This window comes from Azospirillum agricola (assembly GCF_020005195.1).
GTDB lineage: Bacteria > Pseudomonadota > Alphaproteobacteria > Azospirillales > Azospirillaceae > Azospirillum > Azospirillum agricola.
Map to the genome: position 1 here is coordinate 1,549,308 of NZ_JAIFZR010000005.1, position 14,120 is coordinate 1,563,427.

The 14,120-nt window shown below is 70.7% G+C and carries 10 protein-coding genes and 2 tRNA genes; 2 read left to right on the forward strand and 10 right to left on the reverse strand.

Features of this window, described 5'->3' with window-relative positions; genetic code table 11:
• Positions 1 to 179: 179 nt before the first annotated feature.
• Positions 180 to 2,432 (forward strand): PAS domain-containing protein, encoded by a 2,253-nt coding sequence (locus tag JN22_RS22360; RefSeq protein ID WP_085556011.1) that lies wholly within the window; start codon positions 180 to 182, stop codon positions 2,430 to 2,432.
• Here JN22_RS22360 and JN22_RS22365 read toward each other — a convergent pair.
• The 10 genes from JN22_RS22365 to JN22_RS22410 form a co-directional block, all read right to left on the reverse strand.
• Positions 2,392 to 4,938, reverse strand: coding sequence for an ATP-binding protein (locus tag JN22_RS22365; RefSeq protein ID WP_179166207.1), 2,547 nt, complete (start codon positions 4,936 to 4,938; stop codon positions 2,392 to 2,394). The genes JN22_RS22360 and JN22_RS22365 overlap by 41 nt on opposite strands.
• Before the next feature lie 397 nt (positions 4,939 to 5,335).
• A complete protein-coding gene (locus JN22_RS22370; RefSeq protein WP_085556013.1) occupies positions 5,336 to 5,959 on the reverse strand; it encodes an invasion associated locus B family protein in 624 nt (207 codons plus the stop codon).
• A 138-nt stretch (positions 5,960 to 6,097) separates the two neighbouring features.
• Positions 6,098 to 7,174: a chorismate synthase gene (gene aroC, locus JN22_RS22375; protein ID WP_085556014.1), complete on the reverse strand. Its 1,077-nt coding sequence runs from the start codon at positions 7,172 to 7,174 to the stop codon at positions 6,098 to 6,100.
• Positions 7,175 to 7,285: 111 nt separating this feature from the next.
• Positions 7,286 to 7,360: transfer RNA gene (locus tag JN22_RS22380), tRNA-Thr, on the reverse strand.
• A 37-nt stretch (positions 7,361 to 7,397) separates the two neighbouring features.
• Positions 7,398 to 7,472 (reverse strand) — tRNA-Thr (locus JN22_RS22385).
• Positions 7,473 to 7,615: 143 nt separating this feature from the next.
• Positions 7,616 to 9,550: a polysaccharide biosynthesis protein gene (locus tag JN22_RS22390; protein ID WP_085556015.1), complete on the reverse strand. Its 1,935-nt coding sequence runs from the start codon at positions 9,548 to 9,550 to the stop codon at positions 7,616 to 7,618.
• A gap of 47 nt (positions 9,551 to 9,597) precedes the next feature.
• Positions 9,598 to 10,551 (reverse strand): UDP-glucose 4-epimerase family protein, encoded by a 954-nt coding sequence (locus JN22_RS22395; protein ID WP_085556016.1) that lies wholly within the window; start codon positions 10,549 to 10,551, stop codon positions 9,598 to 9,600.
• Positions 10,551 to 11,558, reverse strand: coding sequence for an MraY family glycosyltransferase (locus tag JN22_RS22400; RefSeq protein WP_143268572.1), 1,008 nt, complete (start codon positions 11,556 to 11,558; stop codon positions 10,551 to 10,553). The genes JN22_RS22395 and JN22_RS22400 overlap by 1 nt, the downstream gene beginning before the upstream one ends.
• 2 nt (positions 11,559 to 11,560) lie before the next feature.
• On the reverse strand, positions 11,561 to 12,775 hold the full coding sequence (locus JN22_RS22405; RefSeq protein WP_223677843.1) for a glycosyltransferase family 4 protein: 1,215 nt from the start codon (positions 12,773 to 12,775) through the stop codon (positions 11,561 to 11,563).
• A gap of 192 nt (positions 12,776 to 12,967) precedes the next feature.
• The gene (locus JN22_RS22410) at positions 12,968 to 13,375 is read right to left on the reverse strand and encodes a VOC family protein (protein WP_085556017.1); all 408 of its coding nucleotides are present in this window, start codon (positions 13,373 to 13,375) and stop codon (positions 12,968 to 12,970) included.
• A gap of 171 nt (positions 13,376 to 13,546) precedes the next feature.
• On the opposite strand from JN22_RS22410, the gene JN22_RS22415 reads away from it, so the two are divergent.
• Positions 13,547 to 13,930: a lysozyme inhibitor LprI family protein gene (locus JN22_RS22415; protein WP_179166208.1), complete on the forward strand. Its 384-nt coding sequence runs from the start codon at positions 13,547 to 13,549 to the stop codon at positions 13,928 to 13,930.
• The last annotated feature ends 190 nt before the right edge of the window (positions 13,931 to 14,120 follow it).

The window sequence follows — 14,120 nt, forward strand, 5'->3', positions numbered from 1 at the left end:
ACGGTGGATTTCAACGGGAAAACCCGTCCTTGGAAAGGAGAAGACTATTTTGGAAATAGTCTTCTTCCGGCTTTTTCCAGTCTGCAATTTCGGTGGAGTTGCCGTCGGATTGGGCACATCATTGGGGTGGGACGGCCCACCGATCCGCACCAGGAGGGCGTCGTGCAAGGGAGACGGGGGTGGTGCATCCCGAAACCATCGATTGGCGCGCGGTGTTCGCCGCCAGCCCCGCCCCGGCCTGCGTCGTCGGCGCTGGTGGTGTCATTCTGGCCGCCAATCCGGCGTTCGCTGCCCTGGCCGGTGCCGAGGCCGCCGTGCTGTCCGGCCAGCCCCTGGACGCGTGGCTGACCCTGGACGGCAGCCGTTGGGCCGTCGGAGCCCCGGAGCCCCCCATGGGCGGTCCGGCGGAGGAGCGGCGCGGCGTCGCCTTTCTCGCGGCGGGGGAGGGGCGGGCGATCCCCTACAGCCTGACCGCGCTGCCGGCCGGCGGCGGCCTTTTGTCGTTGAGCGACGCCGCCGACGAGCATTGCTTCATCTGCAAGGTCTTCTCCAGCCGCGACAAGTTCCGCACCGCCATCGACGACCAGTCGGAGGTGATCGTCCGCGTCGCTCCCGACCTGTCGGTGACGCTGGTGAACCGCGAGTTCGCCGCCCTGTTCGGGGTGCCGCCGCGCGCCCTGATCGGTCGTGGGCTGCACGACCTGATGCCTCCGGATTCGGCGGCGGCGACGGCGGCGCTGGCCGCCCGCGCCACCCCCGACGAGCCGGCCTCGGCCGCCGAGGAATCCTGGCCCTGCCGCGACGGGCGTGAGCGCTGGTTCAGCTGGCGCCGCTACGCGGTGTTCGACGGCGCCGGGCGGCTGACCGCGGTGCAGGCGGTCGGCCGCGACACCACCCGCCGCCGTCTGGCCGAGCAGGAGCGGCGGCGGCTGGAGGCGATGATCGCGCGCAGCCCGGTGATCGGGCTCGGCTGGCGCAGTGGCGGGCGGATGGCGATCGACCATGCGACCGAGAACATCTCCCGGCTGGGGCTCGACCGCCGGGCCTTGCTGGACAGCGGCGCCGGGCTGCTCGACCTCGTCCACCCCGAGGACGCGGCGGCCCTGCGCACCTGGGCCGCCGCCTGCCCGCCGGCGCAGACCGGCGACGCCGCGCCGTTCCCGTCGCTGAGCTTCCGCCTGCCGGGCGCCGGGGGCGAGCGCTGGCTGACGCTGAACGGCTGGTGCGCCGGCCCCGGCCGGATGGAGGGCGTGCTTCTCGACATCACCGAACGGCGCGACGCGGCGCTGGCGCTGCGCGAGCGCGAGCGGCGCTTCCAGGCCATCATCAACAGCGCCGCGGATTTCGTCGGGCTCCTGACCCCCGACGGCGTTCTGATCGAGGCCAACGAAGCGGCCCTCCGCTTCATCCAGGCCGATGCCACGGCGGTCTGCGGCCGGCCTTTCTGGGAAACCCCCTGGTGGACCGGCTGCCCCGAGCAGCCGCTGCTGCGCGCGGGCATCGCGCGGGCGGCGTCCGGCGACAGCCTGCGGTTCGAAACCACCCACGCCAGCCCGGACGGGGTGGTCATCCATCTCGATTGCAGCCTGCGTCCGATGCGCGACGCGGCGGACGCCATCGCCTTCCTGGTCATCGAGGGGCGGGAGATCACCCGCTTCAAGATGACGGAGGCGGAGCTGGTCGCCGCCCGCCGGCTCGCCGAGGCCGCGAACCGCTCCAAGACCCAGTTCCTGGCGGTGATGAGCCACGAGCTGCGCACCCCGCTGAACGCCGTCCTGGGCTATTCGGAGGTGATGCAGCGCGGCCTGTTCGGGCCGGTCGGCAACGAGCGCTACGCCGGCTATGTCGACGCCATCCACAGCGCGGGCCGGCATCTTCTCGACATCATCGACGATATCCTGGAGATCTCGCGGATCGAGCTGGGCGTCGTCGATCTGGTGGAGGAGATCATCCCGGTTGCCGATCTGCTCGACCGCTCCGTCCGGCTGCTGGCGACCCGCGCGGCCGAGGCCGGGGTCGAGCTGACGCCGGAGGCGGCGCCCGGCCTGCCGCCGCTGCGCTGCGACGCGCGGCGGGTGGTGCAGATCCTGGTGAATCTGGGCGTCAACGCGATCAAGTTCACCCCGCCGGGCGGCTGCGTCCGGCTGGAGGCCCGCCCCGCCGGCGCGGAGGAGGAGGCGGAGGGCGGTCTGCTCCTTGCCGTCCGCGACACTGGAAGCGGCATCGCGTCGTCTGACCTTCAGAAGGTGTGGGAACCGTTCGGTCAGGCCGGGAACGCCCATGTCAGCGGGGCCGGCGGCGTCGGGCTGGGGCTTGCCATCACCAAGGCGCTGGTCGAGGCCCATGGCGGCACCGCGTGGCTGGACAGCGCGCTCGGACGCGGCACCACCGTCACCCTGCGCTTCCCGGCGGAGCGCTGCGCGGCGGGGTAGGGAAGCCGAACCCGCCGGTCCGCTCCGGCGTCAGGGGAGCCGCCATCCGCGAAGGCCCGCCGGCTGCGGGCTGCCCATCCCCCGTCCGCCCATCCCCCGGCTGTCCATCCCCCGGTTCCGGCGTCGTCGCCGGGCCGCCGGGGCTGTCGGACGGCGGGAGCCGGTTCAGCTCCGCGACCAGGGTGGCGACGCCCTGGACGACCGCGCCCTCGTCGCCGGTCCGGCAGGCCTCGCACAGGGCGCGGGCGGCGCTGACGATGGCGGAATAGCCGAGCATGCCGGCCGCGCCGATCAGCCGGTGCGCGGTTTCGCACAGGGCGTCGCGGTCGGCGCGGGCGAAGATCAGTTCCGTGCGGGCGGCGGCGGCGCGTTTGAGGAAAGCGTCCTGCAAGGCCACCAGATGCGTCTCGCCGATCGCCGAGGCCATGGCGTCCCGCATCGCCGATTCCGGCCTGGGGGGTTTGGGCATGGACGGTTTGGGCCTGGGCGGCCTGGGCGGGGCCGGCCTGGGCGGGGGCGACGCGGCGGGGGCCGGCGTGTCCGCCGGTCCGGCCGGCCGGCCGCGGCGAAGCGCCTCGTCCACCGCCGCCAGCAGGTCGTTGGGAAAGAAGGGCTTGGCTACATGCCCGTCCATGCCGGCCTCGCGGCAGGCGGCGACGGTGCTGTGGAAGGCGTCCGCGGTCAGCGCCAGGATCGGCACGCCGCCCGTCGGCCCGTCGAGCGCCCGGATGGCGCGGGTCGCCCCGGCGCCGTCGAGGACCGGCAGATGGAGATCCATCAGCACGAGGTCGACGGGAGCCCGGCGCACCGCCGCGACCGCTTCGGCGCCGTCTCCGGCGACCATCACGTCGTAGCCGGCCCGTTCCAGCACCGTCCTGGCCAGGATCTGGTTGATCCGGTTGTCCTCCACCAGCAGGATTCGGGCGCCCGCCTGCCCGCGCGCCGGTTCGGCCGGCGCGGCGTCCGCCGCCGGGGCGGCAGCCAGGGGCAGCGACACCTCGAACCAGAAGGAGCTGCCGCGGCCCTCGATGCTGTCGACGCCGATGCGGCCGCCCATCAACTCGACCAGCGACTTGCAGATGGCCAGCCCCAGACCGGTGCCGCCATACTCCCGCGTGGTCGATGAGTTCGCCTGGCTGAAGCGCTGGAACAGCCGGTCGCAGCGGTCGGCCGGGATGCCGATGCCGGTGTCCTGCACGGCGACCCGCAGCCGCGAGCGCCCCTCCTCTTCCGGGACCTGGCCGACGAACAGCCGGATTTCGCCATGTTCGGTGAACTTGACGGCGTTGTTCAGCAGGTTGCCGATCACCTGTTGCAGGCGGGTCGGGTCGCCGCGCAGCCAGCGCGGCATGTCGGGCGCCACCTCGACCCGGATCGACAGGGCCTTGATCGCCGCCATCGGTTTGACCAGCGCGATGCATTGCCGGAGCATGCGGCGGAGGTCGAAGTCGATGATCTCCAACTCCACGCGGCCGGCCTCGATCTTCGAATAATCCAGGATGTCGTTGATGATCGACATCAGCGTCTGGCCGGTGGCGCGCTGGAAGGTCACCCATTCCCTCTGCTGGTCGTCGAGGGGCGATTTGGCGAGCAGATCCGAGAAGCCGAGGATGCCGGTCAGCGGGGTGCGCAGCTCGTGGCTCATCATGGCGAGGAAGGCGGACATCTCGTCGCTCTGCCGGTGGGCGTCGTCGAGGTCGGTGGACAGCGTCCGGGTCTGGCTCTCCAGCCGGCCGACCCGGCTCCAGACGGCGGACAGGGCGAGCGCGATGGCCGCCAGCAGCGCCAGCCCGCCGCCGGCGACCAGCAGCAGGCGAACCGGCCGATAGCTCCGTTCGGCCACGCTGTCCGGGATGGACATCATCAGATACCAGCCGGTTCCCGGAATGGGAACGACGGCGCCATAGGCCGGGGCGCCGCTCTTCATCGTGGTGCGCCCCAGCTCGGTGCGTCCGTTCTGGATCGCCGCGATGGTGGAGGGGGTTGGGGAGGCGCCGACGAATGCCTCGCCCTGCTCGCTGCGGGCGAGGATGGTCATGCTGCCGTCGATCAGCGCCGCGATCCAGCCCTTGGCGGCGACGTTCCTGCTCAGCAGTTCGTCGAACGTCTGGTGGGTGATGATTTCCGACAGCACGTAGCGGACCTGGCCCTGCCGCAGCACCGGGACGCGCAGGGCGATCTTGCCGTTCACCAGATTGCCGATGACCGGCTGCCTGGTGATCCAGACCGCGCTCAGGCTTTCCGGGTCCAGCAGGGAGGGGCGCGGCTGGTCCGGCGTGAGCCGGAGGTTGAAGATCTGGCGGCGCTCGTCGTTCAGGATGATGTTGGAAACGGTCGGCCGCATGCGGCGGGCAAGCTCGGCCTCGGCGCGGAAGTCGTCGAGATTGTCGGAGTCCAGCGTCTTGGAAATGGCGACTCCCGACAGATAGGCGATCTCCTGGGACAGGGTTCTCTGCACCGATTGGGACAGCGCCTCCATCTCGCCCTGAAGCTGTTCGCGAAGCATTGACCGATGCATCTGCGAAACAATCACCAAGAGCAACGCCGCAAAAATTACCAATGGCAACAATGCCGCCACGATCCACTGCCGCCGCATACACAGAGCCTCCCGACGATGCGGAAAGAGTACCTCAGCGCTGGATTGGGATATAGGCAATGAAATTGGCGCAAATTTCGCCGCTTCGCCATAAAGTGGCGCGGAATCGCTGATTTTCCTGATTGGATATACTGAATCGTAAACCCCGATGTTGAAACACAACGTCAGGTTCTTGGAAATATTTTCTCTTTCAAGAGAAGCAATCGTTCCGGAACGGCTTCGCGAAACGGAAGCCGGCATCGTCGCCACCGGACGCCTTGCGGAAGCGGGATGCGGCGGGGATGGCGGGAGGATTTTCTTGGCGGGATCATCCGCCGTTGGGCGGGACCGCCGTCATCCAGGGCGTGCCGGCCGCCGCACGGATCTCTTCGCTGCGCTCCAGCGCCGCCTTGAAGCCGGCCAGCGGGAAACGAACCTCGGCCTTGGCGCCGGATGGCGACTGGCCGACCACCGACACCTCCTGGGCGGCGGACAGGCGGTCCACCAGCTTGCGGTTGGTGTCCGGATCGGCGACGGCGCAGGTGTTGGTCTCGAAGGGGAAGGGCTTGCAGGGAAATTCGGGGCGGAACAGCCCCCGGTCCACCCAGACGCGCACCGGCTTGCCAAGCTCCAGCGCCTCGGCATCGACGCGGAAGCGCAGGCCGTCCAACCAGCGCTCGGTCGAGCGCAGCCAGACCAGCCGGGCGGTCCGGTCGTTGACCCCGCGCGCCGACAGCTCGCATTCCACGCGGCGGGTGGCGGTCCAGGTCCGGCAATAGAGCTTCCAGCCCTTGACGCTTTCCTCATGCTCCAGGAAGGCGCGGCCGTCCGGCGGGGAGGGCAGGAGGGCAGGCGGGGGCTCGGCGGCCCAACCCGGCGGGGCGAGACCCGCCACCGCCAGCGCCACCAGCCCCAGAAGCGTTCCGCGCCACCACCGTGCCGTTCCCGTCATCGCCCCCGGCTCCGTTTCCGTTCCGCAAACCCCGGCAGGTTATGGAATTTTCCCGAACGGGGCAATCCGATGGGGCGGCCGGAGCCCCCTCCGGGTCGCGTCCCTCCGCGCGCTTCAATCGTGCCTTTCGGCGACCCTTCAATCGCGCCGTTCGGCGCGGCGGCGCAGCAGATGGTCGGCCAGCACGCAGGCCATCATCGCCTCGCCGACCGGGACGGCGCGAATGCCGACGCAGGGGTCGTGGCGGCCCTTGGTCAGGATGTCCGTCTCCTGGCCGTGGACGTCCACCGTCTGGCGCGGCGTCAGGATCGAGCTGGTCGGCTTCACCGCGAAGCGCACCACCACGTCCTGGCCCGTGGAAATCCCGCCCAGGATGCCGCCGGCGTTGTTGGACTGGAAGACCGGCTTGCCGTCGGGCCCCATGCGCATCTCGTCGGCGTTGGTTTCGCCGGTCAACTCGGCCGCCTCGAAGCCGTTGCCGATCTCGACGCCCTTCACCGCGTTGATGGTCATCATCGCGCGGGCGAGGTCGCTGTCGAGCTTGTCGTAGAGCGGGTCGCCCAGACCGACCGGTACGCCGGACGCCACCAGCTCCACCACCGCGCCGACCGACGAGCCGCTCTTGCGGATGCCGTCGAGATACTCCGCCCACTGCGCGGCGGCCACCGGGTCGGGGCAGAAGAAGGGGTTGTTGTCGATCTCCGCCCAGTCCCAGCGGCTGCGGTCGACCTTGTGCGGGCCGATCTGCACCAGCGCGCCGCGCACCGTGATGCCGGTCCCCAGCACCTTGCGCGCCACGGCTCCCGCCGCGACCCGGCAGGCGGTCTCGCGCGCCGAGGAGCGGCCGCCGCCGCGATAGTCACGGATGCCGTATTTTTCCCAATAGGTGAAGTCGGCGTGGCCGGGGCGGAACTTGCCGGCGATCTCGCTGTAGTCCTTGGAGCGCTGGTCGGTGTTCTCGATCATCAGCGAGATCGGCGTGCCAGTGGTCCTGCCCTCGAAGACGCCGGACAGGATCTTGACCTGATCGGGTTCCTGGCGCTGGGTGGTGTAGCGCGACTGGCCGGGGCGGCGCTTGTCCATCCAGGGCTGGATGTCGGCCTCGCTCAGATCGAGGAGCGACGGGCAGCCGTCCACCACCACGCCGATGGCCGGGCCGTGGCTCTCGCCCCAGGTGGTGAAGCGGAAAAGCGTGCCGAAGCTGTTGCCGGCCATGTTTGGATCCTCCCCGAAACGGACGCCGCGTTTTGCGGCCTTTCGCGCGCGCCGTCAAGGCGGCGATGCGTCAGCGAAGCGGGATTGGGGAGGCGATGTGAAGAGGGGGAATGGTGCTGCCAGAGAGGATTGAACTCTCGACCTCTCCCTTACCAAGGGAGTGCTCTACCACTGAGCTACGGCAGCGCCGGGCGATGCGCATCGCCTTCGAAGGCCGGGGGAATGGTGCTGCCAGAGAGGATTGAACTCTCGACCTCTCCCTTACCAAGGGAGTGCTCTACCACTGAGCTACGGCAGCCCCGAGAACCGGATCATCCGAAGATGCACTCGCGAGGGGCGTCCAGGCTGTCCGCCCCCTGAGGTGGCGCGGGTTATGCCACAGCCCTCCGGGGGATGCAAGCGCGGAAGACCACTTGCATCCCGCTTTTTTTCAGGCTCCCGTCAAGCCTGGGTTCCGGTGGGTGGAAGCACCGCTTCGGCGCGGAAATCCGGCACGATGTTGCCGAGGATGGTCAGCACCCGCTCGCCGTCGCCGGCCTTCGCCGCCGCCTCCAGCTCGTTCAGCGCGCGGTTGACCAGCGCGTAGTCGATCAGCCGGGGCGAGGCCAGGAACACCCCGTCGGCCTCGGTGCGCGACGGCGCCTCGGCGGCGGTCAGGATCTCCTCGAACAGCTTCTCGCCGGGGCGCAGGCCGGTGTAGGCGATCTCGATGTCGATTCCGGGCCGGTAGCCGGCCAGCCGGATCATCTGGCGGGCGAGGTCGGCGATCTTCACCGGCTCGCCCATGTCGAGCACCAGCACCTTGCCGCGGTCCTCGCCGCGCGCCACCCCGTGGGCCGATGCCTGGAGCACCAGCTCCACCGCCTCGCGCACCGTCATGAAGTAGCGGCGCATGTCGGGGTGGGTGACGGTCAGCGGCCCGCCCTTGGCGAGCTGTCGGGTGAACAGCGGCACCACCGAGCCGGACGAGCCCAGCACGTTGCCGAAGCGCACGGTCATGTAGCGGGTGGCGTGGTCCGTCCCGTCGCGCGGCGGCAGCACGTCCAGCGCCTGGCAGTAGGTTTCGGCGAAGCGCTTGGCCGCCCCCATGATGCTGGTCGGGCGGATCGCCTTGTCGGTGGAGATCAGCACCATGGCGAGGCAGCCGGCGGCCCGCGCCGCGTCGGCGACGTTGCGGGTGCCGACCACGTTGGTCAGCGCGCCCTCGCACGGGTTGGCCTCGACCAGCGGCACATGCTTCAGCGCGGCGGCGTGGAAGACCATCGCCGGGCGTTCCTCCTGGAACAGCCGCATGACGCGGTCGCGGTCGCGCACGTCGGCGATGACGGCGCGGGTGTCGAGGGCGGGGAAGCGCTCCCGCACCTCCATCTCGATGCTGTAGAGGTTGAACTCGCCGGCATCGACCAGGATCAGCCGCTCCGGCGCCAGTGCTGCGATCTGGCGCACCAGCTCGCTGCCGATGGTGCCTCCGGCCCCGGTCACCACGACGCGCCGGCCGCCGACCAGCCCGGCGATGGCGCCGCGGTCGAGCACCGCCTGGGGGCGGCCCAGCAAATCCTCCAGCGCGATCGGGCGGACCTCGATGCTCTTGCCCTCGCCGAGCGCCGACTTGAACTCGGTCAGGCTGGGCAGGCGCGACAGGATCAGGCCGAGCGCCTCGGCCTGGTCGAGCAGGCCGCGCAGCAGGGCACCGGGAATTTCGTTGGATCCCTTGGCGATGATCAGCCGCTGCGGGCGGTCGCCCTTGCGGTCGAGGCTCTCGACGACGCGGGCGAGGTCGTCGGGGCCGCCCAGCACCTTGACGCCGCGCACGGCGTGGCCGACGCGGCGGCCCTTCTCGTCGAGGATGCCGACGACGCGGTAGGCGGCCTGCCCCGACTGGTCGAGCGAGCGGATGAACAGCTCCGCCGCGTCGCCGACGCCGAGCAGCAGCACGGGGATGCGCGGCACCCCGGCGGCCTCCTCGCCGAAGCTCAGCCGGCGGTCCTTGAACAGGCGGTAGGCGAAGCGCGGGCCGCCGAGCAGCACGATCTGCACCAGCCAGAGGATCGGCGGCAGCGAGCGGGGCAGTGATTCCAGCCGGGTCAGCAGGAACATCGCCAGCACGAAGCACAGCACCGCCACCGTGACGGCGCGGATCACCTGCACCAGGTCGGGGACCGACGCGTAGCGCCAGATGCCGCGGTAAAGCCCGAACAGAACGAAGACCACGGCCGAGATGCCGACCAGCATCGGCAGCGCGGTGGCCAGCGCGTCGGCGTAGTACGGGAAGGCGAAGCCGCCGACCCGCAGATAGAGCGCGACCGCCAGCGCCACGCCGGTCATGGTCAGGTCGTGAAGAAAGACGAGAAACGCCCGCGTGGACGGGATGCGCATGCCGCTTGCCCTGCTGTCGTTCGGCCGTGGCCGGGGCTTCTGCCCGGTCAGCCGCGTGAAGCTTTGAACCATTCCGCCGTGGCGCGCAACCCGGACGCGGGGTCGTGGGGCGGACGCCAGCCGAGCCGGTCGCGGATGGCGCGGTCGTCGATTGTCAGCGATCCGGCGATGCGGTCGTACACCGCCTGCTTGCCGGCCAGCCGGGCGCCAAGCGCCAGCAATCCGGCGGGAAGCGGCACCAGCCGGGCCGGCCGGCCGATCGCCGTGCCGATCGCCCGCACCAGCTCCGCCGTGGAGAGCGGCTGTCCGTCATGCACCAGAAAATGACCGCCGGAGGCCCCTGGGTGGGTCAGGCAGAGCGCCGCCGCGTCGGCGAGATTGCCGACGAAGATCAGGCTGCGCCGGTTGTCGAGCCCGCCCAGCGGCAGCGGCAGGCCGGACGCCACGAGTTTCAGAAGGCTGCGGAAATTGCCGGCGACACCGGGACCGTAGACCAGCGGCGGGCGGATCACCGCGACCTCCAGGCCACTGTCGGCGGCGATTCCGGCCAGCGCTTGCTCGGCCTCCAGCTTGGAGACGCCGTAAGGGGAGTGCGGGTCGGCGGGTGTGGCCTCGTCGAGCGGCCGGGGCTGGCTCTCGTCGACCAGCGCCTTGATGCTGCTGAGATAGACGAAGCGCCGGACGCCGGACGCCGCCGCCTGTTCGGCCAGCCGCCGGGTGCCGTCCGTGTTCACCGCGCGGAAGGCGGCGAGCGGGTCGGCGGCGGTGTCCTTCATGACATGGACGCGGGCGGCCAGATGCGCCACCGCGTCGATGCCGTCGAGCGCACGGTGCCAGTCGGTGTCCGGGCCGATGTCGCCGATGGCCACCGTCTCGGCGGCGTCGGGGACCACGGTGCCGGCCTTGCGGACGGCTGCGCGCACGTGATGGCCGCGTTCGGCCAGCAGCGGCACCAGCGCGCGGCCGACGAAGCCGTTGGCCCCGGTGACGAGGACGCGCATCACGCGGCGACCCGTGCCGGACGGGCCAGCGTGGCCAGCAGCAGAATCACCGCCACGGCGCCCGGAAGCACCACCACCCAGCCCAGCGACAGCGAGGCCGCGGCCAGCGCGACCAGCACGCCGTTCAGCGCCAGCACCAGCCGGACGACCTGCGCGTGGCTGCGTCCCCGCTGGGTGGCCTTCTGATAGAAATGCTCGCGGTGGGCCTGCCAGACCTTCTTGCCCTCGGCCAGCCGGCGCAGCAGGGTGAGGGTGGCGTCGGTCAGGAAATAGGCGGGGATCAGCAGGGCCGCCGGCCAGAATCCGGCCGCCGCCGTGCCCAGCAGCAGCCAGCCCAGCGCGAAGCCCAGCGGCACGCTGCCGACGTCGCCCATGAACAGCTTGGCCGGGTGCCAGTTCCACATCAGGAACCCCAGCGCCGCCCCCGCCGCCGCCAGACCGTAGAGCCCCAGCGCCGGATTCAGCGCCGCCGGCCCGGTCAGAGCGGCGACCAGCGCCAGCCCGCCGCCGATGGTCGCGGTCTCGCCGCCGGCCAGCCCGTCGATGCCGTCCATGAAGTTGAACAGATTGACGAACCACAGCCAGCCGACGGCGGCGACCAGCCGGTCGGCCCAGGCGGGCAGCAATCCCTGGAAGACCAGCCCGTCTCCCGGCAGCGCGGCGAGTCCGCCGGCGACGGCGGCAATCTGGATCAGGAAGCGCGGCGCCGAGCCGAGGCCGCGCCGGTCGTCCATCCAGGACACCGCCATCAGTGCCGCGATCCCGGCCAGGACCGGCAGGGCGCGCCGGAGGTCGCCGGTGGCGGCCCCGACCGCCACCCAGGCCGGAAGCAGGGTCAGCATGACGCCCCAGCCGCCGCCGCGTGGTGTCGGGATGGAGTGGCTCGACCGGTCGTTCGGGTGGTCGAGGATCGCCTTGCGCCGCAGATAGGCGAGAACCCGGCCGGTCAGCGCCCAGGACAGCAGCCAGGACAGCCCCAGCACGGCGAATGCGGCGATCGGACTCATGGTCATGACGCTCCCGACGCTTCCGCCGGCACGGTGGAGAGGGCGGCGCGGTCCAGCAGGCCGCGATACAGCTCGACGGTCTTCGCGCCGACATGCTCGGCGGACATGTCGGACTCGACCAGACGGCGGCTCGCCTCGCCGAAGCGGGCGCGCAGGCCGGGATCCCGCGCCAGGCGCTCAAGGGCCTCCGCCAGCGCTCCTGGATCGTTCCTCGGCACCAGCAGGGCGTTGACGTCCGCCTGGGCGACCTCCCGGCAACCCGGCACGTCGGTCGCCACGATGGCCCGGCCGCAGGCGGCGGCTTCCAGCAGACTTTTCGGCAACCCCTCGCCGCCGCGCGAGGGCAGCACGGCGACGTGGCAGCGCGCCCACAGCTTGCGGACATCCTCCACCTGCCCCAGCAGGGTCACGCCTGGCAGGGCAGCCCAACGGTCCAGCAGGGATTGCGGGATCGAGGTCGGGCTGGCCGGGTCGGGCTGGCCGGCCAGCAGAAGCTCGACGTCCAGCCCCTTGGCGCGCAGCCGCCCGTGAGCCTCCACCAGTTCGGCAATGCCCTTGTTGGCGAGCAGGCGGGCGGCGCAGCCGATCACCAGCGGCGGGGCCGGCGGGGCGGGAAGCGCCCGATAATGGTTGGTGTCGATCCCCGACCCCCGGATGATGCGGACCTGCGCGCCGTCGATCAGGCCGTGCCGCTCCAGCGTCCTGCGGTCGTCCGGATTTTGCAGGAGAAGAACGCTGTTCCGCCGGTTCAGCAGCCGGCGCAGCAGCGGATGCACGGCCAGCGCCACCAGCCGCGGCTTCAGCTTTCCGGCAGGGGTGAAGACCGTTCCCAGCCCGGCCAGCGCGTTGACCACCGCCGGCACGCCCGCCGCCAACGCCGCCAGCCCGCCGAGCAGCACCGGCTTCATGGCGACATGATGGACGACGTCGGGTTTCTCCCGCCGGTACAGCGCGGCGATCTCGCGGACGGCGGCCAGGGCGCCCAGCGGGTTGACGCTGCGCCGCTGCCAGGACAGCGGCAGAACCCGGAACCCTTCCGCCGCGATGCGCTCCCCGTGCCGGTCCACCCGCGTGGCGACCGTCACGTCGAAGCCGGCGTCGCGCGCGGCGCGCGCCATGGGCAGGCGGTGGGACCAGAAATACCAGTCCTCCGTCACGAGATAGAGCAGCTTCGGGCGGGGCGGCGGGGCCATCGGCGCAGTTGTGGGCAGGGTCATGATCGGGTCGGGCAATCTCGGGATGGTCCTTGCACCACGCTCGTCGACGCGAAGACCAGGAGACACCGCATGGTTCCTTGAAATCGTCATGCGCCGCGCCTGCCGGAGCGCGGCGAAGGTTTATATCATGCCGCCCGCCCTGACAACGGATCGCGGGCGGCGGGTTCCCCGGCTGTCGCCCGCCCGGCCCGGTCAGCCCGGCGCGTCGAAGGTCAGGGTGACGGCGTCGGCGGAGCGCTCGGCGGGGCCGTGATGCACCGCCTCGATGTTGTTGCCGTCGGGGTCGAGCAGGAAGGCGGCGAAGTAGCCGGGATGATAGGCCCGCTCGCCCGGACCGCCGTTGTCCCGCCCCCCGGCGGCGAGGCCCGCCTCGTGAAAGCGGCGGACCGCGTCGCGGTCCCGCGCCTGGAACGCCAGATGGACGTGGCTCGCCTGCTCGCCGGCGTCGATCCACAGCTCGTCCGCCCACAGGTGGGTGTCGGCCTCGACCACGGGGATCTCCAGCGTCGCCAGCACCGCCTTGTAGAACCGCTTGGTCGCCGGGAGATCCCTGGCGCGCAGATGGATATGGTCGATCAGGCGTCCGCGCTTCAGCTCCATGGTCTTTCCTCCGCTGGATGCAGCCCGTGCGACAACAGCACGGACCGTGCCGGATTGTGATCCTCCATTCGTCGGTTGTCGACTTGCGCCGATTGCGTGGTCATGATCCCGCCTCGCGGGTCCAGCGAGGACGCGCGGTTTTGGAGGGACGGGACTATGTCGAAGGCCGGGATGATCGCCGCTGTCCTGGGAGTCTGCGTGGCGACGGCATCGTCCGCCCATGCGGAGTCCAGAAATCTGTCGATCACCTACACGAACTGCATGGACAACGCCGGCGGCGTCACGGCCGAGATGCACGGCTGCATCGGGGCGGAGCACGAGAAGCAGGACAAGCGGCTGAACGCCGCCTACAAGGCCGCCATGAAGACCGTCGAGGGCAAGCGGGCGCAGGATTTCAAGGAGGTTCAACGCGCCTGGCTGAAGTTTCGGGATCTCAACTGCGGTTTCGCGGGCGGCGGCGAGGGGACGATCGCCGGCATTCTCGGCGCCTCCTGCGTTCTCAACATGACGGCGGAGCGGGCGGACGAACTCCAGGCGATCGCCGAAGCGCCGTAGGCGAGGGCGCGGAGCCGCCCGTTCATCGTCAACGATAAGGGCGGCTTTCCGGTCTCGCTGCTTGCCAAGAGTTGCCGCTAGCGCGCTTCTGATCGGCGTAATTGAGACAATTTCCGTTGTTGCAGCTCCCATGTTTGGGAGTGTGGCGAATTAGGGGGTGGCGTCATTTGGGCCGTGATTTTCTTGAGAG

Coding starts and splice junctions, on each gene's coding strand:
- JN22_RS22365 (WP_179166207.1), bottom strand. CDS start 4,938: ATGCTTCGCGAACAGCTTCAGGGCGAGATGGAGGCGCTGTCCCAATCG.
- JN22_RS22370 (WP_085556013.1), bottom strand. CDS start 5,959: ATGACGGGAACGGCACGGTGGTGGCGCGGAACGCTTCTGGGGCTGGTG.
- aroC (WP_085556014.1), bottom strand. CDS start 7,174: ATGGCCGGCAACAGCTTCGGCACGCTTTTCCGCTTCACCACCTGGGGC.
- JN22_RS22390 (WP_085556015.1), bottom strand. CDS start 9,550: ATGCGCATCCCGTCCACGCGGGCGTTTCTCGTCTTTCTTCACGACCTG.
- JN22_RS22395 (WP_085556016.1), bottom strand. CDS start 10,551: ATGCGCGTCCTCGTCACCGGGGCCAACGGCTTCGTCGGCCGCGCGCTG.
- JN22_RS22400 (WP_143268572.1), bottom strand. CDS start 11,558: ATGAGTCCGATCGCCGCATTCGCCGTGCTGGGGCTGTCCTGGCTGCTG.
- JN22_RS22405 (WP_223677843.1), bottom strand. CDS start 12,775: ATGACCCTGCCCACAACTGCGCCGATGGCCCCGCCGCCCCGCCCGAAG.
- JN22_RS22410 (WP_085556017.1), bottom strand. CDS start 13,375: ATGGAGCTGAAGCGCGGACGCCTGATCGACCATATCCATCTGCGCGCC.
- JN22_RS22415 (WP_179166208.1), top strand. CDS start 13,547: ATGATCGCCGCTGTCCTGGGAGTCTGCGTGGCGACGGCATCGTCCGCC.